The organism is Ornithinimicrobium tianjinense (assembly GCF_014636495.1).
GTDB lineage: Bacteria > Actinomycetota > Actinomycetes > Actinomycetales > Dermatophilaceae > Ornithinicoccus > Ornithinicoccus tianjinensis.
In genome coordinates this window covers 64,657-86,733 of the sequence record NZ_BMEM01000007.1, presented here as the reverse complement: position 1 = coordinate 86,733, position 22,077 = coordinate 64,657, and the positions used below count along the sequence as shown (strand labels likewise).

At 72.2% G+C, this 22,077-nt stretch carries 18 protein-coding genes; 10 read left to right on the top strand and 8 right to left on the bottom strand.

Translation table 11 applies throughout. The features are described from left to right. Positions 1–243 precede the first annotated feature (243 nt). Positions 244–1,152 carry a LysR family transcriptional regulator gene (locus IEV65_RS15280; protein WP_188432280.1) on the bottom strand — a complete coding sequence of 303 codons (909 nt, stop codon included), beginning with the start codon at positions 1,150–1,152 and terminating at the stop codon, positions 244–246. Between the two features lie 72 nt (positions 1,153–1,224). Here IEV65_RS15280 and IEV65_RS15275 point away from each other — a divergent pair, with 72 nt between their 5' ends. Further along, positions 1,225–2,178, top strand: a complete 954-nt coding sequence (locus IEV65_RS15275) for an EamA family transporter (protein ID WP_188432278.1) — start codon at positions 1,225–1,227, stop codon at positions 2,176–2,178. On the opposite strand, the gene IEV65_RS15270 is transcribed toward IEV65_RS15275, so the two are convergent. Then, positions 2,081–3,337, bottom strand: coding sequence for a multidrug effflux MFS transporter (locus IEV65_RS15270; RefSeq protein ID WP_229735343.1), 1,257 nt, complete (start codon positions 3,335–3,337; stop codon positions 2,081–2,083). The genes IEV65_RS15275 and IEV65_RS15270 overlap by 98 nt on opposite strands. Before the next feature lie 112 nt (positions 3,338–3,449). Between IEV65_RS15270 and IEV65_RS15265 the strand changes: the two genes are divergently transcribed. After that, positions 3,450–5,174 (top strand): alpha-amylase family glycosyl hydrolase, encoded by a 1,725-nt coding sequence (locus IEV65_RS15265; RefSeq protein ID WP_188432276.1) that lies wholly within the window; start codon positions 3,450–3,452, stop codon positions 5,172–5,174. 52 nt (positions 5,175–5,226) lie between these two features. Here the strand turns inward: IEV65_RS15265 and IEV65_RS15260 are convergent, their stop codons facing one another. Then, positions 5,227–5,961, bottom strand: coding sequence for a response regulator transcription factor (locus IEV65_RS15260; protein ID WP_188432274.1), 735 nt, complete (start codon positions 5,959–5,961; stop codon positions 5,227–5,229). A gap of 102 nt (positions 5,962–6,063) precedes the next feature. Between IEV65_RS15260 and IEV65_RS15255 the strand changes: the two genes are divergently transcribed. Next, positions 6,064–6,930 carry a glycosyltransferase family 2 protein gene (locus tag IEV65_RS15255; RefSeq protein WP_188432272.1) on the top strand — a complete coding sequence of 289 codons (867 nt, stop codon included), beginning with the start codon at positions 6,064–6,066 and terminating at the stop codon, positions 6,928–6,930. A 42-nt stretch (positions 6,931–6,972) separates the two neighbouring features. Here the strand turns inward: IEV65_RS15255 and IEV65_RS15250 are convergent, their stop codons facing one another. From IEV65_RS15250 to IEV65_RS15235, 4 genes are read right to left on the bottom strand one after another with little or no spacing between them, the layout of a single operon-like run. Beyond that, entirely contained in the window at positions 6,973–9,750 is a 2,778-nt protein-coding gene (locus tag IEV65_RS15250; protein ID WP_308642589.1) for a multicopper oxidase domain-containing protein, read from the bottom strand. Continuing rightward, entirely contained in the window at positions 9,747–10,874 is a 1,128-nt protein-coding gene (locus IEV65_RS15245; RefSeq protein ID WP_229735341.1) for a DUF8744 domain-containing protein, read from the bottom strand. Before IEV65_RS15245 ends, IEV65_RS15250 begins: the two co-directional genes overlap by 4 nt. Positions 10,875–10,878: 4 nt before the next feature. Further along, the gene (locus IEV65_RS15240) at positions 10,879–11,331 is read right to left on the bottom strand and encodes a hemerythrin domain-containing protein (protein WP_188432270.1); all 453 of its coding nucleotides are present in this window, start codon (positions 11,329–11,331) and stop codon (positions 10,879–10,881) included. A 24-nt stretch (positions 11,332–11,355) separates the two neighbouring features. After that, a complete protein-coding gene (locus IEV65_RS15235) occupies positions 11,356–11,655 on the bottom strand; it encodes a DUF2249 domain-containing protein (protein ID WP_188432268.1) in 300 nt (99 codons plus the stop codon). Between the two features lie 149 nt (positions 11,656–11,804). Between IEV65_RS15235 and IEV65_RS15230 the strand changes: the two genes are divergently transcribed. The 7 genes from IEV65_RS15230 to IEV65_RS15200 are packed head-to-tail and all read left to right on the top strand — an operon-like array spanning position 11,805 to position 21,349. Then, positions 11,805–13,097 (top strand): MFS transporter, encoded by a 1,293-nt coding sequence (locus IEV65_RS15230; RefSeq protein ID WP_229735339.1) that lies wholly within the window; start codon positions 11,805–11,807, stop codon positions 13,095–13,097. Between the two features lie 53 nt (positions 13,098–13,150). Next, entirely contained in the window at positions 13,151–13,966 is an 816-nt protein-coding gene (locus tag IEV65_RS15225) for a helix-turn-helix transcriptional regulator (protein ID WP_188432266.1), read from the top strand. After that, positions 13,963–17,679 carry a nitrate reductase subunit alpha gene (locus IEV65_RS15220; RefSeq protein WP_188432264.1) on the top strand — a complete coding sequence of 1,239 codons (3,717 nt, stop codon included), beginning with the start codon at positions 13,963–13,965 and terminating at the stop codon, positions 17,677–17,679. The genes IEV65_RS15225 and IEV65_RS15220 overlap by 4 nt, the downstream gene beginning before the upstream one ends. Positions 17,680–17,695: 16 nt before the next feature. Beyond that, positions 17,696–19,474 carry a nitrate reductase subunit beta gene (gene narH / locus IEV65_RS15215; protein WP_188432262.1) on the top strand — a complete coding sequence of 593 codons (1,779 nt, stop codon included), beginning with the start codon at positions 17,696–17,698 and terminating at the stop codon, positions 19,472–19,474. Then, positions 19,474–20,217, top strand: a complete 744-nt coding sequence (narJ, locus tag IEV65_RS15210) for a nitrate reductase molybdenum cofactor assembly chaperone (protein ID WP_188432259.1) — start codon at positions 19,474–19,476, stop codon at positions 20,215–20,217. The genes narH and narJ overlap by 1 nt, the downstream gene beginning before the upstream one ends. Further along, positions 20,214–20,951, top strand: coding sequence for a respiratory nitrate reductase subunit gamma (narI, locus tag IEV65_RS15205; RefSeq protein ID WP_188432257.1), 738 nt, complete (start codon positions 20,214–20,216; stop codon positions 20,949–20,951). The genes narJ and narI overlap by 4 nt, the downstream gene beginning before the upstream one ends. Beyond that, entirely contained in the window at positions 20,948–21,349 is a 402-nt protein-coding gene (locus IEV65_RS15200; protein WP_188432256.1) for a cupin domain-containing protein, read from the top strand. The genes narI and IEV65_RS15200 overlap by 4 nt, the downstream gene beginning before the upstream one ends. 2 nt (positions 21,350–21,351) lie before the next feature. Here IEV65_RS15200 and IEV65_RS15195 read toward each other — a convergent pair whose 3' ends face one another. Then, complete coding sequence (locus tag IEV65_RS15195) at positions 21,352–22,017, bottom strand: Type 1 glutamine amidotransferase-like domain-containing protein (RefSeq protein ID WP_188432253.1); 666 nt, start codon at positions 22,015–22,017, stop codon at positions 21,352–21,354. Between the last annotated feature and the right edge of the window lie 60 nt (positions 22,018–22,077).

Sequence of the window (22,077 nt, the reverse complement as noted above, 5' to 3'; positions counted from 1 at the left end):
GGGGTCCGTGTCCGTGACGAGGTTTGGCGGCCGGCCGGAGATGGCGACGGTGCCTGACGGGAGGTGACGCGGGGGTCCGTGTCCGTGACGAGGTTTGGCGGCCGCGGCCGGAGATGGCGGCCGCGGGGAGGAGATGGCGAGGATCCGTGATGGTGATGATGACCGTGACGCTGACGGAGGTGCTGCGGCCGCCGGCAGCTAGCGCCGCGTCATGGGCCTTGGCGAGCCGTCCGGCCGACTGCGTCAGGCCCCGTGCTCGGCGCTCTTGGCGCGGCCGACCCGCACGAGCTCCTCGACCACCCGGCGCACCGCGAGCCGCTCGGCCCGGTCCGGCCGCATCACGGCCACCACGTGCCGCGCGACGGCGATGCCGACCAGCTCCCGCAGCACCAGGCCGTGGCCGGTCGGAGTGGTGAACCGAGGCAGCACCGCCACCCGCCGGCTGCTGCGGACCAGGGCCTCCACCAGGCGGTTGTCACGCACCCGCTGCGTCACCCGCAGCCCGACGCCGGTCGCAGACTCGACGCCCTGCAGCACGGTGTCGAAGGGATAACCCTTCGGCACCCCGATCCACTCGATGTCCACGAGCTCCTCCGGACGCACCGTCGGCCGCGCTGCCAGCGGGTGGTCGGCGGCCATCGCGATGTCGAGCGGTTCGCGCGCGAGGGCCACCACACTCAGGCCGTCCGTCCCGACGGGTCGGACGCCGGTCAGGCTGTGCGCCACCACGACGTCGTGGTCGGCGGTGAGGCGGCCGTATGCCGTCTCCGCCAGGTCGACGTCGGTGCAGCTGACCCGGATGCCCGTGTCCTCGAGCGCCCGCAGCACCCCCGGGAGCAGGAAAGTCGCGGCGCTCGGCAGCGCCGCGATCGACACCGTCCCGACGGGCCCTCCGCGGAACTCGTCCCACCTCGCCTGGACCCGCGCCAGCGCCTCGGCCACGTCCTGACCGCCCTGGGCCAGCACCTGCCCGGCCTCGGTCAGCCGCAGGCCGCGCCCGGACGGCTCGACGAGGGGCACGCCGAGATCCCGCTGGGCGGTCCGCAGCTGCTGCGACACCGCCGACGGTGTGCGGAAGGTCGCTGCGGCGACGGCGGTGACGCTCCCTCGCTCGGCCAGCTCACGCAGCAGCTCGAGGTGGCGCGCATCCATGTAGGGAGCCTACAGAGACACATCACCATCTTTCGCTTGTCCTTAGGTATGCCGCACCGGCAGAGTGTGCCCGTGCCCGCCCGACACCGCCTCCTCGCCGTGCTCGTCGCCGTGATGTGGGGCCTGAACTTCATCGCGATCGACGCCTCCCTGCAGCACTTCCCGCCGCTGTTCCTCGTGGCGCTGCGGTTCGCGGTGATCGCGATCCCCACCGTGCTGCTCGTGCCGTGGCCCGGCGTCCCGGCGCGCTGGCTGCTCGGCTACGGCCTCGGCTTCGGCGTGCTCCAGTTCCTCTTCCTCTACTGGGGGATGGCGGCGGGTATGCCGGTCGGGCTCGCCTCCCTCGTCCTCCAGGCCTCCGCGCCGTTCACCGTCCTGCTCGGCGCGACCTTCCTGCGCGAACGGGTCGGCGGCCGCCAGCTGCTCGGCATCCTCGTGGCCGTCGCGGGGCTCACGGTGGTGGCCTGGCAGCGCGCTGAGCACGCGACCCTGCTGCCCTTCCTGCTCACCCTCGCCGGCGCCCTCGGGTGGGCCGTCGGCAACATCTGCAACCGACAGGCCCGGCCAGCCAGCCCGTTGCGGCTCACCCTGTGGATGTCGGTCGTGCCCCCGTTGCCGATGCTCGCCCTGTCCGTGCTCGTCGAAGGCCCCGACCGCATCCTGCGCTCGCTCCTCACCCTCGACGCCCCGGCCGCTCCCGCAGCGCTGCTGGGCCTGGCCTACACCGTGGTGATCGGCACGGTCGCCGGCTCCGGCGTGTGGACGTGGCTGATGGCCAGGCACCCGGCCGGCGTGGTCGGGCCGTTCTCCATGCTCGTCCCCGTCGTCGGTATGACGTCCGCCTGGCTGGTGCTGGGGGAGCGGGTCACGGCGGCCGAGCTCGCCGGCGCCGTGCTGGTCGTCGGCGGCGTCCTGCTGGGCAGCCGGCCTAGGAGGCCGAGCCCGGCCCAGACCCCTCCGACGCAGACCCCTCCGGCCCAGGAGCCCGATCCCGTCGGTGCCACCACCACAGCGCCGCTCCGGTAGCCGCGAAGGCGAGCGAGGTCAGCGCGAGCGTCACCAGCGACCCGCCGACGAGCGGCGCGATCGCCCCCGCCAGCAGCGCATTGAAGACGAGCGAGGCGAAGGAGGCCATCGACGCCGCGGCACCGCGGTGCGTGGGGAAGAGGTCGAGCATGGCCAGCTGCAGCACCGGGAAGACGATGCCGATCGAGACGCCGAGCAGGGCCGGCCCGGCCACCGCGCCCGGGACCGTCGGCCAGAGGACGACGAGCAGCACGTTGAGCACCGCCGCCCCGAGCAGCCACAGCAGCGTCCCGTCGACCAGCCGCTCGGGTGCCACCCGCTCGGCCACCCGGGTCGAGATCCACGACCCCAGCGCCATCCCCGCGATCATCGGCACGAACAGCGTCCAGAAGTCCTGCTCGCCCAGGCCGAGCAGGTCCACGACGACCATCGGGGCGGCCACGACATACAGGAAGTAGCTGGCGAAGACGAAGGTCGTGCACAGCGCCAGCCGCTCGAAGGGCCAGGACCGCGCCACCCTCCACAGGCCGCCGACCACCGCGCCCGGACGCAGCGGATGACGCCGCGAACGGGGGAGCGTCTCCGGCAGCACGGTGAGGGTCAGGAGGGCGGTGAGCACGGCATACCCCGCCACGAACCAGAAGATCGCGGGCCACTCCGCGAAGCGGAGGATCTCCCCGCCGATCACCGGCGCCACCGCCGGCGCCACGGCGAAGATCATCATGACGCGCGCCATCATCCGCTGCGCCTGCGCACCCGAGTAGAGGTCCCGGATCACCGCGCGGCTGACGATCGTCGCGGCCCCGGCGCACAGCCCCTGCGCGACCCGTCCCGCCAGCAGCACCCCGAAGGTCGGCGCGAGCGCGCACACCGCCGACGCCACGGTGTAGCCCGCCAGCCCGCCGATCATCACCGGCTTGCGGCCCAGGCTGTCCGACAGCGGGCCGTGGAAGATGCTCATCAGCGCGAAGCTGAGCAGGTAGACGCTGGTGAGCTGCTGCAGCGCGGCCGCGTCCGCGCCGAAGTCCCGCCCGATCGAGACGAACCCCGGGAAGAGGGTGTCGATCGTGAACGGCCCGATCATCGCCAGCCCCGCCAGCAGCACCGTCATGAGCCAGGCGGCCCGGATCTGGCCGCGAGGCTCCTGGGTCGACGTCACCGGCGCAGGGTACCCGGCGTCTACCATGGGCGAGCCGGGGGCGCGCGTGCCGCGCCCCTCACGCACGCGAGAGAGCACGCGAGAGAGTGGGTATGCCGTGAGTGTTGCCGGGATGGGTGCGATCCCCTTCGACGGAGGATTCGCCTTCCGCGTCTGGGCGCCCAACGCCGACGCCGTCCACGTGGTCGGCGACTTCAACGGCTGGGACGACCAGGCCCACGCCCTGCAGCACGAGGGGAACGGCCACTGGTACGGCGAGGTCCACGGGGCCGCCCACGGGAACGAGTACCAGTTCCTCCTCACGGTCGGGGAGCACCGGTTCCTGCGGATCGACCCGCGCGCCCAGGTCGTCACCAACTCCGTCGGCAACGGCATCCTCTACGACCACGGCCGCTTCGACTGGCAGGCTGACGACCAGTTCGTCACCCCCGGCCAGCACGAGCTGGTCATCTACGAGACGCACATCGGCAGCTTCGTCCCCTCCGGCGACGGCGGCCCGGCCGACCTGCACGACCTGACCGGCAAGCTCGACTACCTCGTCGGCCTGGGCGTCAACGCCGTCGAACTCATGCCGCTCATGGAGTTCGCGGGCGACTACTCCTGGGGCTACAACCCGGCCCACATCTTCGCCGTCGAGCGCACCTACGGCGGGCCCGAGGCGCTCAAGGCCTTCGTGCGCGAGGCGCACCGGCACGGCATCGCGGTCATCGTCGACGTCGTCTACAACCACTTCGGCCCGAGCGACCTGTCGATCTGGCAGTTCGACGGCTGGTCGGAGAACGGCAAGGGCGGCATCTACTTCTACAACGACGAGCGGTCGAGCACCCCCTGGGGCGACACGCGTCCCGACTACGGCCGTCCGGAGGTGCGCAGCTTCATCCTCGACAACGCCCGGATGTGGCTGCGCGACTACCACGTCGACGGCCTGCGCCTGGACATGACGCCCTACATGCGCACCATCGACGGCTTCTCCGGCGACATCCCGGAGGGCTGGGCGATGATGCGCCTCATCGGCGAGATGGTGCGCACCGAGTTCCCGGGCCGGCTCGTCATCGCCGAGGACCTCCACAACGACGCCGCCGTCACGGCGGTCGGCGACGGGGGCGCGGCGATGCACGCCCAGTGGGACAACCAGTTCGTCCACCCCGTGCGCGAGGCGCTCATCACACCCGCCGACGAGCACCGCTCGATCCCCGCGGTGGCCCAGGCCGTCATGCACCGCTACCACCACGCCTTCGACCGGGTCATCTACACCGAGTCCCACGACGAGGTCGCCAACGGCAAGGCCCGCATCACCTCCGAGGTGCGCGGCGACAACCCGAGCGGCTGGGACGCGCAGAAGCGCGCCACCCTGGGTGCCGCGCTGGTCCTGACCGCCCCGGGTATGCCGATGCTGTTCCAGGGCCAGGAGTTCCTCGAGGACGAGTGGTTCCGCGACAACGTCCCGCTGGACTGGGAGCGTGCGTGGGCCTTCCGCGAGATCACCCAGATGTTCCGCGACCTGATCCGGATGCGCCGCAACCTCGACGGCGACACCGCCGGTCTCAGCGGGCCGAACACCACCCTGGTCACCCTCGACGACGACGCCAACGTCATCGCCTACGTGCGGTCCACCGACGACGGCCGGCACGTCCTCGTCGCCCTCAACCTCACGGCGCACGCGGTGCAGCGCGAGGTGCAGCTGCCGGGCGGCTACTGGAAGGTGCGCTTCAACAGCGACGCCCGGGCCTACAGCAGCCTCTTCGGCGACCACGCCACCCCTGACCTGGACGCACGGGACGGGCACGCGGTGCTGGACCTCGGGCCCTACTCGTCGGTGGTCTTCGTCCCGGCCTGACCGGGCAGCCTCCCTGTGCCGGGCAGCCAGCCGTGTGCGGCGGGCTCCCCGGTCACGACACCGAGCCCGAGGCGGGTGACGCCGGATCGGTGATCCGCTTCCGCGCGGGCAGCAGGCCGTGGTGAATCCCCCAGAGCACCGCCTGGGCCCGCCGCGTCACGCCGATCTTGCGGTAGGCCGACCGGATGTAGGTCTTCACCGAGTTGATCGACAGGAACGTCTGCGCCGCGATGGCCTCGTTGGTCAGCCCCTGGACGATGAGGGTCAGCACCTCGGCCTCGCGCGCGGACAGGCCGGCGTCCCGGCCCGGCCAGTCGGGGCCGGGGCCGGCGGAGGCGGCGGAGCCAGCAGAGGCGGGGGAGCCGCCGGCGTCGGCGGACCTCTGGTCGTCGGCGGAACCTCGTCGGGAGACGACGATCTCCCCGGCGGCGACCCGCTCGAGGGCATGGGCGAGCGCCTGGGCGCTCATCGCCTTGTCGAGGTAGGCCCGGCAGCCCCGGGCGAGCGCCACCTCGACCTGGCGTGGGTCAAGGTCCCAGCTGTAGACGGCCACAGCTCCCACATGTTCCTGGCCGACGAGGCTGGCCAGCTCCGGGCTGTCCACCCTGGCCTGGGAGAAGGTGTCGTAGAGCGTGACGTGCACGGGTTCCTTCGGCGGGCAGTTGAGGTCGAGCTCGACCACCTCGATGCGCTCCGGGAACGGCGCGAGCATGGCGTGGACCCCGCGCACCACCACCTCGTAGTCGTTGCTGATGGCGACGCGGACGGGGCTCACGGGGACCTGCATGTGCCCACGTTAGGGCAGCCGGCCCGGACGGCACCGCAGGGTGCCCCGCGTCTCACCCCTGGGGGTGTGGCCCGTGCACCTGATGGGTGGGACAGTGAGAAGGTGACCGAATCCATCGCAGTCCTCACGGCCTCCAGGGGCCACCACGACGAGCTGCTGGGTCAGGTGGACGGCATCGCCGTGGGCACGCGGCCGCCGTTCCTGCACCAGGTCATCTCGATGGGGGACCGTGATCTCACCCGGGGCCGCCTCCCGCTCGGGAGCGACCGCTGGCGGACCGAGGTCCGCCCGGTGCCGACCGCCCGCACGTCGCTGCCGCTGGCCGCCGCCCGCAACCTCGCCGCCAACCACGCGATCGAGGACGGCGCCGAGGTGCTCGTCTTCCTCGACGGCGACATCATCCCCGGTGCCCGCACGCTCGAGCGGTATGCCGATGCCGTCACCGCGGACCGCGAGGGCACCCCGCTCGAGGGTGTGGAGGGACCGGTCCTGCTCAGCGGCCCGGTCCTGCAGCTGCCGCCCCTGGCGGAGGGTGCCGTGGGCTACCCGATGGGGCAGCTGCGCTCGATCAGCGTCCCGCTGCCCGGTACCCCCGGGGTGCCGCCGGGCGAGATCCGCGTCGAGCCCCGGTGGGAGCTCTTCAGCGGCGTCTCCTTCGCGATGAGCGCCTCCGACTTCATCGCCAGCGGCGGCTTCCACGTGGGCTACACCGGCCATGGTCTCGAGGACGCCGACCTCGCCGAGGCGGTCCGCCGCGCGGGCGGCGCACTGGCCTGGGTGGGGGGCGCGACGGCATACCTCCAGCCTGGCGGGGAGGTGACTCCTGAGCACGAGGTGCGGACCGCGGTCCATCACGCCCAGCTCTGGCACGACCGGTGGGGCGAGCACCCCGAGCACCCGTGGCTGACCCGGCTCGTGGGCGAGGGGCGGCTGCGCCGTGCGGAGGACGGCAGCTACCACGCGGCGTAGCGCCGCGCCTGCTCCTCGGTGATTTCTCGTCGGTGAGCTGTTCTAGTCGGTGACCTCGACGAGGCCGTGCGCGCCGCGCTCGGCGTCCACCATGATGTGGCTGACCACCGGGTAGTGCCCGGCCTCGGGGAAGGTCAGCTCGACGAAGCCCCCCTGCGCCGCCTGCAGGCCGAGCGCCTGCGAGCCGGTGCCCACGGCCGGACCCTCCTCGCTGCCGAGCAGGTAGGCCCCCTCCGACCAGACCGTGTCGAACTGCCCCCCGACGATGTGGAACGAGCTCGCGCGGTTGGGGCCCGCGTCCAGCACCCACAGGCGCACCCGCTCGCCGACGCGGGCGGTGAGCCGTGCCTGGTCGTACTGGTTGGCGATGCCGTTGAAGGTGACGAAGGTGGGCCGCTCGCCCGCGACCGCGTCGGCGTCGACCTCCGCGGGCGCGCTGCCGGTCGCCTGCTCGCCGGACCCGGTGGCCAGGTAGACCTCGGACTGGACGAGGAGGTACTCCCGGTCGACCTCCGGGAGGCCGCCCTCCGGCTCGATGACGACGGCCCCGTGCATGCCCGCGGCGATGTGCGAGCTCATCGGCATGGTGCCGCAGTGGTACATCCAGACGCCGGCACGGGTGGCCGTGAAGCGGTAGGTCAGCTGCTCGCCCGGGGCGATGGTGCGCATCGGTCGGTCCGGGGCGAGCGCGGAGGCGTGGAAGTCGATCGAGTGGCCCATCGAGCCGTCGTTGACCAGCGTGATCTCGAAGACGTCGCCCACCCGGCCGCGCAGGGTGGGTCCGGGGACCTGCCCGTTGAAGGTCCACCGGGTCTGGGTGATGCCGGGCGCGACCTCGAGCTCGAGCTCCTCGACCGCGAGGGTGAGCCTGTGGACCCGCTCGTCGGTCAGCGGCGGCAGCACGGGGTCGACGGGGTGCTCGACGTCGTAGGCCGTGTCCGCCTCCATGAGGTTGGGGGCGGCTGACGTGCCGGGTGAGGTGGTCGTGCCGGGTGCGGGCGTGCCGGGTGCGGGCGTGCCGGGTGCGCCGTGCGCCGAGTGGTCCGCGGCGCCCTGCGTGCCCGTGACGACGACGTCGAAGGTCATCCCCATCTGCCGGTGGCCGACGATGGTGCACCAGCCCTGCGTCGACGCGCCCACCACACCCAGGTCCAGGGTCGCCGACTCGCCGCGGGCCAGGCGCGGGGTCTGCTGGTCGAGCAGGCGCAGGTCGTGGACGTTGCTCGGATCCTCGTTGGTGACCACGACGACGAGCCGGTTGCCCTGGGGCACCTCGACCGAGGCGGGGACGAAACGCATGTCCTGCGCGACGACCTCGACCGTCGTCGTCTCGCCGGTGGCGGTGACCGCCGCAGCGCCGTCGCCGGCGGCCGTCACCGCGTGGTCGGAGGACACGGAGAGACCGGCCGCGGCCGGGTCGACCGCCACGCCGACCGACACCGCCAGCACGAGCGCCGAGACGGCGGAGACCAGCTGACCGCCGGACCACACCGACGGCATGCGGTCCGGGCCGCCGGCCGGGGTGCCGGCGGTGGGCGTGGCGCCCGCGGGGCGCTCGCCCCGGGCCAGGGCCTCGGCCACCTCGCGCCGGGCCTTCACCGAGGCGAGCAGCCCACCGACCATGAGTGGCAGGAACGCCGCGAGCGCGACGAGCACGAGCATCGAGACGATGACGCGCACCCAGCTCGGGACCGGCAGCAGGCACAGCAGCAGCCCGCCGTTGATGGTCACCAGGCGCAGCGTGCCCAGCCGGTCGAACCAGCGCTGCCCGGCCCGGACGACGGTCTTGCCGCCGCCCAGGACCGAGGGCACCAGGTAGGACAGCGCCCCGGTGAGCAGCTGGGCCGCGAAGCCGACGACGAGGAGCGAGCTGACCGTGCCGAAGCCCTGGGCGAACTCTCCCCAGGTGTCCGCCCGGGCGAGCCGGACGAGCACCACGACGATCCCCGCCAGCCACCACAGCAGCGCGAAGCCGACGGAGGCCGGCGCGAACTCCCTAGGCCGGACGTTCCGGACCGGTGCGAGGGCGGCGCTGGCCCACCAGAGGAGGGAGACGGCATACAGGGTCAGGGCCGGCAGGGTGAGCAGGCGCACGCCCGCGAGCGCGCCGCCGACCAGCAGGAGGAGCGCCACCAGCAGACCGGGCAGCGCCTCGGCGGCACGGCGCTCGGCGTGCTGGCTGATCGCCGTGCGCAGCATCGTCGGCCAGAGGGTGAGCAGCGTGCCGGTGACCGTGAGGCCGACCCAGCCGAGGATGTTGACCGAGACGTGGGCCAGGAGCACGCGGCCGTGCAGCTCCTCGCCGAGGCCGAACGCCAGCGTGGCGCCGAGCCCCGCCCCGACCGCCAGGCAGACCGCGGCGGCGAGGTAGTAGCGGACGGTGATCCGGAACCGGCCCGGCAGCGCCGCCCGGAGGCGGCGGGCCAGCTGGACGCCGTGCCACAGGACGGCCGTGGTCACCAGGGTGGCGCCGACGAGCGTGAACCACCACCAGCCCGTCGGCACGCCGACAACGGTCACGGCCGTCCCCACGAGCAGCAGCGTCAGCCGGCGGGACTGGGCCGGGCGGTCGTCGAGGCCGGGACGGGTCTTGAGCAGCGCCTGCGTGAAGTGCGTGCTCCACACCATGATCGAGTGGGTCAGCGCACCGAGCAGCACCAGGTGCACCATGAGCCACCGCGAGCCCGGGACGAACGGGTGCACGAGGACGGCCAGCACCGCCAGGGCCATCCACAGCAGCCCCGGGTAGTCGCGCAGCGGCCAGCGCCCGCGGGCGCCGGGGCGGTGGGTCGAGGGGGCGGGGGAGGTGGGCAGGCTCACCGGTGTTCCTTCGTGCGGGGGGTGTGCGGGGAGAGAGGGGTATGGCGTGCGCGTGCCCGGCGCGTCGCGAGGACGGCGACGGCGGCGGAGACCACGACGAAGAGCAGGAGCGCGACGACGTTGGCGACCAGAGCGCCCTGCCACCCGGGCGTCAGGCCGGCCGCGCCGGTGAGGACCCGGGCCAGCAGGGAGGCGTGCAGCAGGACGAGCGGCACCCACATCACCGGGCGGTAGGGGAGCCGGACGCGCAGCACGGCGGGCAGGATCACCGGCGCGTGCGCGAGCACCATCGACATCGCGTAGCCGAGGAAGGTGCCGTGGACGACGATGTCGTAGCCGGCGCCGCCCGGGCGTCCGCCGACGAGCAGGACGACCGCGACCAGGGCGAGCCAGGCGTAGCCGAGCAGCAGCGCGGCCGCCGCGAACCGGGGCAGCCCGGTCGAGCGGACCAGCCGGCGGGCGACGTCGTGCCGGGCCAGCCAGGCGGTGAGGAGCAGCAACGCCCCGCCGAGCAGGGACCAGCCGGCGCCGGGCCACAGCACCGCGGCGAGCACGCCCGCGCAGAGGAGCAGCGTGAGCGCGGTCAGCCGGGCCGGTGCGTCCGCGGGCATCGCCAGCCGCGCCAGCTCGACCCGCTCGGCGCCGATGGTGAGCACGACGAAGCCGATGAGCAGCGGCAGCGTCACCGCGACGTCGACGCGGGTCAGGAGCAGGGCGGCGGCCGCGGCCAGCACCGCGCCGACGAGCTGGACGTCGACGAGCGGGTCCTGGTTGCGGCGACGGAGCGCGGCATACACCAGGACGAGGGTGAGCAGGCCCTGCACCACGAGCAGCCGCCCGAGCAGCGGCTGGGGGAGCAGGGCGAGGAGGAGGGCGCCGGCCCCCAGGAGGGCCGGCGCCAGCATCGCCCAGGCGCGGCGCAGGGCCACCGCGCGCTCGAGGGCGATGACCGTGCCGAGGAAGCCGAGCACCATCAGCGGACCGTGGAGCTCCGCGAGGCGGTGGCTGTCCACCGGCACGGGGACGCCGGCATGGGACAGGCCGGCGTCGAGCCCCACGACCAGCGCCAGCCCGCCGGGGACGATCAGCAGGGGCGCCAGCCGTGGGGCGGTCGTGGGGGCCACGGGATCAGGCGGTCGTGGCGGGGGTGGCGGGCGGCGTGGTCTCGTCGACCTCCGCCCAGTCGGGGCCCTCGAGCGCGATCGCGGAGGCCGGGAAGAGGCCGTTGTCCTCGCGGTCGATGTGATGGCGCAGGTCGTGCTCGAAGGCCGCGAAGAGGTCGTGCTCGCCCGCGGCGATGCGGTCGAGCTGCGCGTCGAGCGTCGTGTGCTCGGCGCAGAGGCTGTCGATGTGCTCGGTGAACTCCTCCTGGCGACGCATCACCGTGAAGAGACCCACCTCCTCCGCCTCGGTGTGGGGGTGCAGCAGGTGGGCGACCCCGTCGACGGCGGCGCGCACCTCGGCGGGGTCACCCCCCTCGCAGGCCCGCCGCAGCTCGGTCGTGGCGTTGATGATCGCGGTGTGCTCGGCCATGAAGCGGCCGATCACCTCGATCGACTCGCAGCCGCAGTAGGTGCACATCGGCGGTGGGTCTCCGCTCTTGGCTCAGGCGCGGGTGAAGCGCAGCGTCCAGGCCTCGGGGCCGCGCTCGCGGTAGTCCCAGCTGACCGCGTCGCCCTCGCGCTCGGCGATCTGCGCCAGCAGCGGCAGCGGGTCGTGCGGGGCGATGAGGTCCATCGACTGCCCGGCCCGCAGGCCGGCCAGGGCGCCGAAGATCGTGGCGTGGCGGATGGCGTGCGGGACCGTGCGGGCGTCGAGGGTGGGGACGCCCTCGTCGGTGCAGCCGCAGCCGCACCCGCTCTGCTTCTTCTCGGTGAGGGGGAGCGTCGTGGGCTGGTCGGACATGCGGACCTCCTGGGTCTGGGTGTGTCTCGCCGGGGTGGCGGACCTCTCTAATTTAAACTATACAAATGACAGCGTAGTCCACTATGCTCCGTAGTGCACACCTCCTGCACCGTACTCCGGTGCCCGACCCTCCGAAGGGCCAACCTGACATGAGTGACACCTCCCGCCCGACCGCCGGGACCGGCGCCGGCGCCGTCGCTGCCGCGGACGTCCCCGACCCGGCCACCGCGCGGAAAATGCTGATCCTGGCGACGCTCGGCTTCGCGATCTGCTTCTGGGCCTGGGCGCTGCTCTCGCCGCTGGCGGTCACCCTGCGCGAGGAGCTCGGCCTCACCTCGCTGCAGCAGTCGCTCGTCGTGGCCACGCCGGTCCTCGTCGGCTCCCTCGGCCGGATCCCCGCCGGCGCGCTCACCGACCGCCTCGGCGCCAAGGTGATGTTCCCCGCGGTGGCCGTCCTGACGATCATCCCGGTCCTCTTCCTGGGCTTCTTCGGCACCAACCTCACCGCCCTGCTCGTCGGCGGGTTCTTCCTCGGCATCGGCGGCACGTCGTTCGCGGTCGGCGTGCCGTTCGTCAACGCCTGGCACCCGCCCGCCCGACGGGGCGCGGCCCTGGGTCTGTTCGGCATGGGCACCGGCGGCACCGCGATCGCCGCCTTCACCACGCTGCAGCTGTCGAACGCGTTCGGCCGACCTGCCCCCTTCATCCTCGTCGCGGTCCTCCTCGCCGGGTATGCCGTGGCCGCCTACTCCCTCCTGCGGACCCCGCCGGCCCGCGCGGGGGGGCCCGCCTCGGCCAACTGGCTGGCTGCGGCCCTGCGCACGCTCGCGACCCCGGTCGCCCTCAAGCTGGCCGTCCTCTACGCCATCGCCTTCGGTGGGTTCGTCGCCTTCAGCGTCTACCTGCCGACCTACCTGGTCAACAACTTCGGTATGGAGAAGGGCGCCGGAGCGCTGCGGATGGCTGGTTTCGTGGTCGTCTCGGTGCTCGCCCGCCCGGTCGGCGGCTGGCTGTGCGACCGGTTCTCCAAGACCCTCGTGCTCGCCTCGCTGCTCGTCGGCACCGGCCTGTTCGCGCTCCTCGCCGCTCTCGTCGGCGCCGGCACGACGGTGATCGTCGGCGACAACACCTACCCGGTCGCCCTCGAGCCGGTCGGCACCGTGGCCTTCCTCGGGATGGCGGCCGGCCTGGGCGCGGGTGCCGGCGCGGTCTTCGCGCTCGTCGCGGCCCTCGTCGACCCGCCTCGGGTGGGCGCGGTCACCGGTGTCGTCGGCGCCGCCGGCGGCCTGGGCGGCTTCATCCCGCCGCTGCTCATGGGGGCGATCTACGGGCAGTTCGGCAGCTACACCATCGGCCTGCTCCTGCTCGCCGTCGTCGCCGTGGCCGGCGGGCTGTTCACCCTCGTGGGCTTCCGCAAGGAGCTGGCGGCGCACGCGCAGTAGCGTGAGCGGCTGGTAGTCCGATGACGTCGAACCCAGGTTCACAGGAGGCCCAGGTGGAGCAGCTGCTCGCCTCGCCGGTGCGGCAGAGCGTCGTGGAGGAGCTCGCCTCGCTGACCGGTGACGCGCGGGCGGAGGGCCTCAGCGCCGCCGAGCTCGGCGAGCGGCTCTCGCTGCACACCACCACCATCCGGTTCCACGTCGACCAGCTCGCCGCCGCCGGGATCCTCGACGCGCACTTCGTGCGCAGCGGCGGTGTGGGGCGACCGAGCAAGAAGTACGCCATCCACGAGCGGGTGCTGGGCGAGATGACCCGCGAGGCCCAGCACGAGGCGCCCTACGCCGTCCTGGCCGGGCTGCTGGCCTCGGCGCTCTCCACGGTCGAGAGCGACCGCCTCTCGCCGGAGGAGGCGGGTGTGCTGTGGGCCCAGCGCCGCGCGGCCGAGCACCCGCCCGAGCCGGCGACCGGTCAGGACGAGAAGGTCGAGGCCGTCGTCTCGCTCCTCGACGAGTGGGGCTACACCCCGCAGCGGGAGGTCGTCGAGCCCGGGTCGGTGGACATCGTCCTGCACGAGTGCCCCTTCCTCGACCTCGCCCAGGTGCACCCCGACGTCGTCTGCGGCGTCCACCGCGGCCTGCTGCGCGGCGCGCTGGACGCGGTGGGTGAGCCGGACGCCCGCGTGAGCCTGCGGCCCTTCGTGGAGCCGCGGACCTGCCGTGCCCGGCTCTACCTCGAGGAGCGGCAGGCCCGGCCGGAGGAGTCCGGCACCACCCCCGAGCAGCACGACACGCAGGACCAGCTCGACCAGCACGACACCACCGACCAGCTCGACACCACCGACCAGCTCGACCAGAGGAGTGCTCCGCAATGACCGACATCCAGGCGCGTCCCGCCGGGTTCGACGGACCCCTGAGCCAGGCCCTCGTGGGCACCCGCCGGTTCTTCACCCGCGGCGAGGTCTCGGAGGACCGGCGCACCCTGAGCCTGCACGGAGGCCGGTCCGGCGACTCCTTCTACCGCGACCGGTGGAGCCACGACAAGGTGGTCCGCTCCACGCACGGCGTGAACTGCACGGGCTCCTGCTCGTGGAAGGTCTACGTCAAGGACGGCATCATCACCTGGGAGGCGCAGCAGACCGACTACCCGTCCACCGGGGGCGACCGGCCGGAGTACGAGCCGCGCGGCTGCCCTCGAGGTGCGGCCTTCTCCTGGTACACCTACAGCCCCACCCGCGTGCGCTACCCCTACATCCGCGGCACGCTCCTGGAGATGTTCCGCGAGGCCCGTCGCGAGCACGGGGACCCGGTGGTCGCGTGGGCCTCCATCGTGCAGGACGAGGAGAAGTCGCGGACCTACAAGGCCGCCCGCGGCAAGGGCGGACTGGTGCGCGCCTCGTGGGAGGAGGCGGTCGAGATGATCGCCGCCGCCCACGTCTACACGGTCAAGCGCTGGGGGCCGGACCGGATCGCCGGCTTCTCGCCGATCCCCGCGATGTCGATGGTCAGCTACGTCTCCGGCGCCCGGTTCAACGAGCTGATCGGCGCGCCGATGCTCTCCTTCTACGACTGGTACGCCGACCTGCCCAACGCCTCCCCGCAGATGTGGGGCGACCAGACCGACGTGCCCGAGTCCGGAGACTGGTGGGACGCGGCATACCTGATCATGTGGGGCTCCAACGTCCCCCTGACCCGCACCCCTGACGCCCACTGGATGACCGAGGCCCGCTACCGCGGGCAGAAGGTCGTCGCCGTCGCGCCCGACTACGCCGAGAACGTCAAGTTCGCCGACGAGTGGGTCGCGCCCGCCCCCGGCACCGACGCCGCGCTCGCGATGGGCATGGGCCACGTCATCCTCAAGGAGTTCTTCGCCGAGCGCGAGACCCCGTTCTTCGCCGACTACACCAAGCGGTTCACCGACCTGCCCTACCTGGTCGCGCTGGAGCCGGTGGACGGCGACGACGAGGGGGGAGCGACGGCATACCGTCCGGGCAAGTTCCTCGTCGCCGGCGACCTCGAGGGTCACCCTGAGTCCACGTCCGAGAACGCCATGTGGAAGCCGGCGGTGCTCGACCGCGCCACCGACGAGGTCGTCATCCCGCAGGGCTCGATCGGCCACCGTTTCGGCCCCGAGGGCGAGGGTCGCTGGAACCTCGACCTGGGCGACATCGACCCGGTGCTGTCCCTCTACGGCGACACCGGCGAGGCGGTCGAGCTGGAGCTGCCCCGCTTCGACCTCGGCGACACCGTCGCCTACGAGCGCCGTGGGGTGCCGGTCCGCCGGGTCGGCGGGCACCTGGTCACCACGGTGCTGGACCTCATGCTGGCCCACTACGGCGTGGGCCGTGCGGGGCTGCCCGGCACCTGGCCCGCCGACCTGGACGACCCCACCGTCCCGGCGACCCCCGCGTGGGCCGAGCAGATCACCTCGGTGCCGGCCCACCAGATCGCCCGGCTGGCGCGCGAGTTCGCCCAGAACGCCGTCGACACCGAGGGTCGCGGCATGATCCTCATGGGCGCCGGGACCAACCACTGGTACCACTCCGACCAGATCTACCGCGCGATGCTGGTGCTCACCACGATCACCGGCTGCCAGGGTCGCAACGGCGGCGGCTGGGCGCACTACGTCGGCCAGGAGAAGGTCCGGCCGCTCATGGGCTTCCAGCACATGGCCTTCGCGCTGGACTGGGTGCGCCCGCCGCGCCACATGAACCAGACGGCGTACTGGTACGTCAACACCAGCCAGTACCGCTACGACACCTTCAGCACCGACGACGTGGGCGCTGGCACCGGGGCCTTCGAGGGCCGCACGATGATGGACGTGCTCGCCCAGTCGGTGCGCCTCGGGTGGACGCCCTCCTACCCGCAGTTCGACAGGTCCTCGCTGGTCCTGGCCGACGAGGCCGCGGAGGCGGGCGTCGACGTCAAGGAGTATGTCGTGCAGCAGCTCAAGGAGGGCTCGCTGCGGTTCGCGGTGGAGAACCCGGAGGCGGAGGAGAACTGGCCACGGGTGCTGACGCTGTGGCGGGCCAACCTCTTCGGCTCCTCGGCCAAGGGCAACGAGTACTTCCTCAAGCACCTGCTTGGCACGTCCAACGCCGTCAAGGCGGAGGAGGCCGGGCCGGACCAGCGTCCCCGCGAGGTCGCCTGGGCCGAGCAGGCACCCGAGGGCAAGCTCGACCTGCTCATGACGATCGACTTCCGGATGACCAGCTCCACGCTGCTGTCCGACGTCGTGCTGCCGGCGGCGACGTGGTACGAGAAGCACGACCTCAACACCACGGACATGCACCCGTTCATCCACTCCTTCAACCCGGCCATCGCGCCGCCGTGGCAGAGCAAGACCGACTGGGACGCCTGGAAGGAGATCGCCCGGCGGTTCTCCGAGCTGGCGGTGGACCACCTCGGCACGCGCACCGACGTGGTCGCCAAGCCGCTGTGGCACGACACCCCCGAGGCGATGGCGACCGTGCACGGCGTGGTCAAGGACTGGAAGACCGGGGAGGTCGAGCCGGTGCCGGGCCGCACGATGCCGGTGCTGGTGCCCGTGGAGCGCGACTTCACGCAGATCTACGCCAAGATGACCGCCGTCGGCCCGCTCCTGGAGAAGGTCGGCATGCTCACCAAGGGCGTGCCCTACCACGCCGCGCCGCACGTCCAGCGGCTGCGCACGCTCAACGGGACCGTGCACGGCGGGGTCGCCGACGGTCAGCCCCGGCTCGACACCGATATCCACGTCGCCGAGGCGATCATGCACCTGGCCGGCACCACCAACGGCCACCTGGCCACCGACGGGTTCAAGGCCCTCGAGAAGCGCACCGGGGTGCAGCTGCACGACCTCTCCGCCGAGCACGAGGGCAAGATCATCACCTTCGCCGACACCCAGGCGGCCCCGGTCCCGGTGATCACCTCCCCGGAGTGGTCGGGCAGCGAGAGCGGCGGGCGGCGCTACTCACCGTTCACCATCAACATCGAGCGGCTCAAGCCGTTCCACACCCTGACCGGACGACAGCAGTTCTACGTCGACCACGACTGGCTGCTGCGGATGGGGGAGGGGCTGCCGACCTACCGGCCGCCGCTGAACATGACCCGGCTCTTCGGCGAGCCGCAGATCGGCGCCCAGGGAGAGCTGGGCGTGTCGGTCCGCTATCTCACGCCCCACAACAAGTGGTCGATCCACAGCGAGTACCAGGACAACCTGTTCATGCTCTCGCTGTCCCGCGGCGGCCAGACGATCTGGATGTCGGACGTCGACGCGGCCAAGATCGGCGTGGCCGACAACGACTGGATCGAGGCCGTCAACCGCAACGGCGTGGTGGCCGCGCGGGCCATCGTCAGCCACCGGATGCCGGAGGGCACGGTCTACATGCACCACGCCCAGGACCGGCTGATCGACGTGCCGCTGACCGAGACCGACGGCCGGCGCGGAGGCATCCACAACAGCCTCACCCGCATCCTCATGAAGCCCAGCCACCTGATCGGCGGCTACGCCCAGCTGGCCTACTTCTTCAACTACATCGGCCCGACCGGCAACAACCGGGACGAAGTGACCACCATCCGCAAGCGCACCGCGCCCGTCCAGTACTAGTCGAGGAGTCACCGATATGCGCGTCATGGCACAGATGGCCATGGTCATGAACCTGGACAAGTGCATCGGGTGCCACACCTGCTCGGTCACCTGCAAGCAGGCGTGGACCAACCGCCAGGGCACCGAGTACGTGTGGTTCAACAACGTCGAGACCCGACCGGGTCTGGGCTACCCGCGCGGCTACGAGGACCAGGACGAGTGGCGGGGCGGGTGGATCCGCACCGACAACGGCCGCCTCAAGCTGCGGGCCGGCGGGCGGCTCAACAAGCTGCTCACCATCTTCAGCAACCCCAAGATGCCCTCGATCCAGGACTACTACGAGCCTTGGACCTACGACTACGAGACGCTGCTCAACGCGCCGGCGCAGGAGACCTTCCCGGTGGCCCGGCCCCAGTCGTTGATCTCCGGCAAGCAGATCAACATCGAGTGGTCGGCCAACTGGGACGACGACCTCGGCGGCTCGAGGGAGCACGCGGCCAAGGACCCGATGCTCAAGGGCATCGCGGACAAGGTGAAGTTCGAGTTCGAGCAGACCTTCATGTTCTACCTGCCGCGCATCTGCGAGCACTGCCTCAACCCCAGCTGCGCGGCCTCCTGCCCCTCCGGCGCGATCTACAAGCGGGAGGAGGACGGCATCGTCCTGGTCGACCAGGACAAGTGCCGCGGCTGGCGCATGTGCGTCACCGGCTGCCCCTACAAGAAGGTCTACTTCAACCACAAGACCGGCAAGGCCGAGAAGTGCACCTTCTGCTACCCCCGCATCGAGGTGGGCATCCCGACCGTCTGCGCCGAGACCTGCGTGGGACGACTGCGCTACATCGGCCTCATGCTCTACGACGCGGACAAGGTGCTCGAGGCGGCCTCGGTGGAGGACGAGCACGACCTCTACGAGGCGCAGCGCTCGGTCTTCCTCGACCCGCACGACCCGGCCGTGCAGCGCGAGGCCGAGCGCGCGGGCATCCCCGGTGACTGGATCGAGGCGGCCAAGAAGTCCCCGGTCTGGCGCCTGATCAGCGAGTACAAGGTGGCGCTGCCGCTGCACCCGGAGTACCGCACGATGCCGATGGTCTGGTACATCCCGCCGCTGTCGCCGGTCGTGGACGTCATCAAGGACACCGGCTTCGACGCGGAGGACAAGGACAACCTCTTCGCCGCGATCGACGCGCTCCGCATCCCGGTGGAGTACCTCGCCAACCTCTTCACCGCCGGTGACGTGCGTCCGGTCAACGACGTGCTCCGCAAGCTGGCCGCGATGCGGTCCTACATGCGCGACATCAACCTGGGCCGGGACCCGCAGGCCTCCATCCCCGAGTCGGTCGGCATGACCGAGGAGGAGATGTACGAGATGTTCCGCCTGCTGGCGATCGCCAAGTACTCCGACCGCTACGTCATCCCGCCGGCCCACGGCGAGCAGGCCCACGCCCTGGAGGAGCTGGCGACCGACTGCCCGGTGAGCGGCTTCGACGACGAGATCTTCGAGACCTCGGGCCCGTTCGGCGAGGGCTCGGGCCGGGGCGGGGTCACCCCCGTCGCGGTGGAGAACCTCAAGATGCTCCAGCAGCGGCAGACGGCCGACACCCTCGTCGCGGGCGGCTCCAAGCGCGGCCGGGTCAACCTGCTCAACTGGGACGGTCGTGGGATGCCGAAGGGTCTCTTCCCGGACCGTGCGTCGGCCGGCGACCAGGCTCCGGCCCCCGGGCGCGGTGACACGGAGCCCGTGGACGACCCGGCGCTGCTCGACGACGGGCAGGCGCGGCCGGACAACACCGCCGGAGCCGACGGGGGGCCGCGCTGATGCTGCCCTGGCGACGACATCGCCGGAGCGCACCGCAGCTGGCGCCCGGCCAGCAGGCGGACGCCTGGCAGCTGTGCTCGCTGCTGCTCGACTATCCGGACGACGTCCTCGTGGAGCGCCTCTCGGCGCTCCGCGAGGCGGCGGACGGGCTGCCGGACCACGTGGGCGCGCCGCTCGGCCGGTTCCTCGACCACGTGGCGGCGACCGACCTCGGTGAGCTGCAGCGCGACTACGTCGACACCTTCGACGTGACCCGCAAGTGCGCCCTGCACCTGACCTACTTCATGCACGGTGACACCCGCAACCGCGGCGTGGCCCTGGTCCAGTTCAAGCAGCTCTACCGCCAGCACGGCGTCGAGCTCGAGGAGGGCGGGGACGCCACGGGTGAGCTGCCCGACTTCCTGCCGGTCGTGCTGGAGTTCGGGGCCACCGTGGCCCCGGACGCCGCCTGGAAGCTCCTCAACGACCACCGCGTCGGGATCGAGCTGCTCCGTCGCGCCCTGATCCGGCGGGACTCGGCCTGGGCCGACGTCGTCGACGCTCTCCGCGCCACCCTGCCGGCGCTCGACGGCGACGACGAGGAGGCCCTGGCCCGCCTCATCGCCCAGGGGCCGCCGCAGGAGCTGGTCGGCCTCGACGACGAGACCCTCAACGCGCCCTACCTGATCCCGCAGGACGCCCCGGCCGCACCGCATACCCCCTCCCACCTCGGCAGCACGATCCCCGTAGGAGCCCCCCGATGAGCACCTTCCTCTGGGTCATCTTCCCGTACATCTGCCTGGCGATCTTCGTCGTCGGGCACGTCTGGCGCTACCAGTACGACAAGTTCGGCTGGACGACGCGCAGCTCCCAGCTCTACGAGAGCAGGCTGCTGCGGATCGGCAGCCCGCTGTTCCACTTCGGCATGCTCGGGGTGGTGCTGGGCCACTTCATCGGCCTCGTCATCCCGCAGAGCCTCACCGACCGGCTGGGCCTGAGCCACGAGGCCTACCACGTCATCGCGCTGGCCGGTGGCATCCCCGCGGGCATCGCGGCCGTCGTGGGCCTGGCGATCCTGGTCTACCGACGCCGCACCGTGGGCCCGGTCTTCTCGGCGACGACCGTCAACGACAAGGTGATGTATGCCGTGCTCGGGCTCGTCATCGCCCTCGGCATGTGGAACACGATCGCCGGCAGCCTGCTGACGATCGGCGGGGAGTACAACTACCGCGACGGGGTCTCGCCGTGGTTCCGGCAGATCTTCTGGTTCCAGCCGGACGCGACCCTCATGGAGGACGCGCCGCTGGGCTTCCAGCTGCACGCGTTCCTCGCGTTCCTGCTCTTCGCGATGTGGCCGTTCACGCGCCTCGTGCACGTCTTCTCGGCGCCGCTGGGCTACGTCACGCGGCCGTACATCGTCTACCGCTCGCGCGACGACCGCCCCGGCGTGGCCACCGGCACCCGCGCGCAGAAGCGTGGTTGGGAGCGCGTGGGATGAGCCGGAGCCCGGTCGCGACCGAGGGTCACCCCGTCCTCGGCGACCTCGCGCTGCAGCCGGTCGAGGAGGACCCCAGCCGGGTCGTGGACCTGGTCGCCGAGGGCGAGCGGCTGCTGGAGAAGGCCCGGTCCAGCGGCCGGGGCCGCGCCGTGCGCTCGGTCATGCGCCAGCCCGGCCAGAACGCCATCCTGCTCGGGCTGCCCGGGGGCGGCGGCCTGCCCGACCATGCCACCCCCGGTCCGGCCTCCCTGCTGTGCCTGTCCGGCGAGGTCGTGCTCGCCTCGGGCGACGCGGAGTGGCGCCTGCCCGCGGGCTCGGCGCACGTCATACCCCAGGCGAGGCACGAGGTCCGGGCGGACGTCGACAGCGTCTGCCTGCTCACGGTGACGCTGGGATGACGTCAGGGACCGAACTCGCGCCAGCGCCCCTCCGAGACGACCTCGACGTCACCGTCGACGACGCGGATGGCGGTCTGCTCGTCGATGGCGTAGGCGCGGGCGTCGGCCCCGAGGCCGGCGGCCCAGCGCTCCGCGTCGGCGATCGTGTTCTGGGGGAAGAGGTCCAGGTGCGGGAAGACCGAGAAGTCGACCAGGCCGAGGGTCCGGTCGTCGGGAGCGTCCGGCCAGGACACGAACTGCTCGCCGATGCGCGGCCCCATGACCATGCTGCCGGCGCTGACACCCACCCAGACGGTGTCCTCGAGGTCGGGGAACAGCTCGACCAGCCCGCTGGCGCGCAGCCAGTGGGCCAGGTAGGTCGCGTCGCCGCCGTCGACGAGCAGCGCGTCGGCCTCCAGGACCCACGGGAGCCAGCGGTCGCGCGGCATACCGGGCAGGGCCAGGAGCTCGAGGAGGCCCACCGCCTGCCAGCCCAGGCCGACCATGGGCGCGGGGCTGGTGCCGTCGGCGAAGCGCATCGCGGTGAACGGCGTGCACCAGGGGTGACCGTGCTGAGCGGTCGGGACGGCCAGCGCCGTGCAGGCCGAGAGGGGCCGGCCGAGCAGGTCGACGAGGGCGTTCTCGATGCTGGCGTTCGAGACGCCACCAGAGGTGAGGAGCAGTTTCACGACGCCTCCTGGGCCGGGTCGCGGACGGGGTGCAGCGTATCGACCACCGCCGACGGGCCG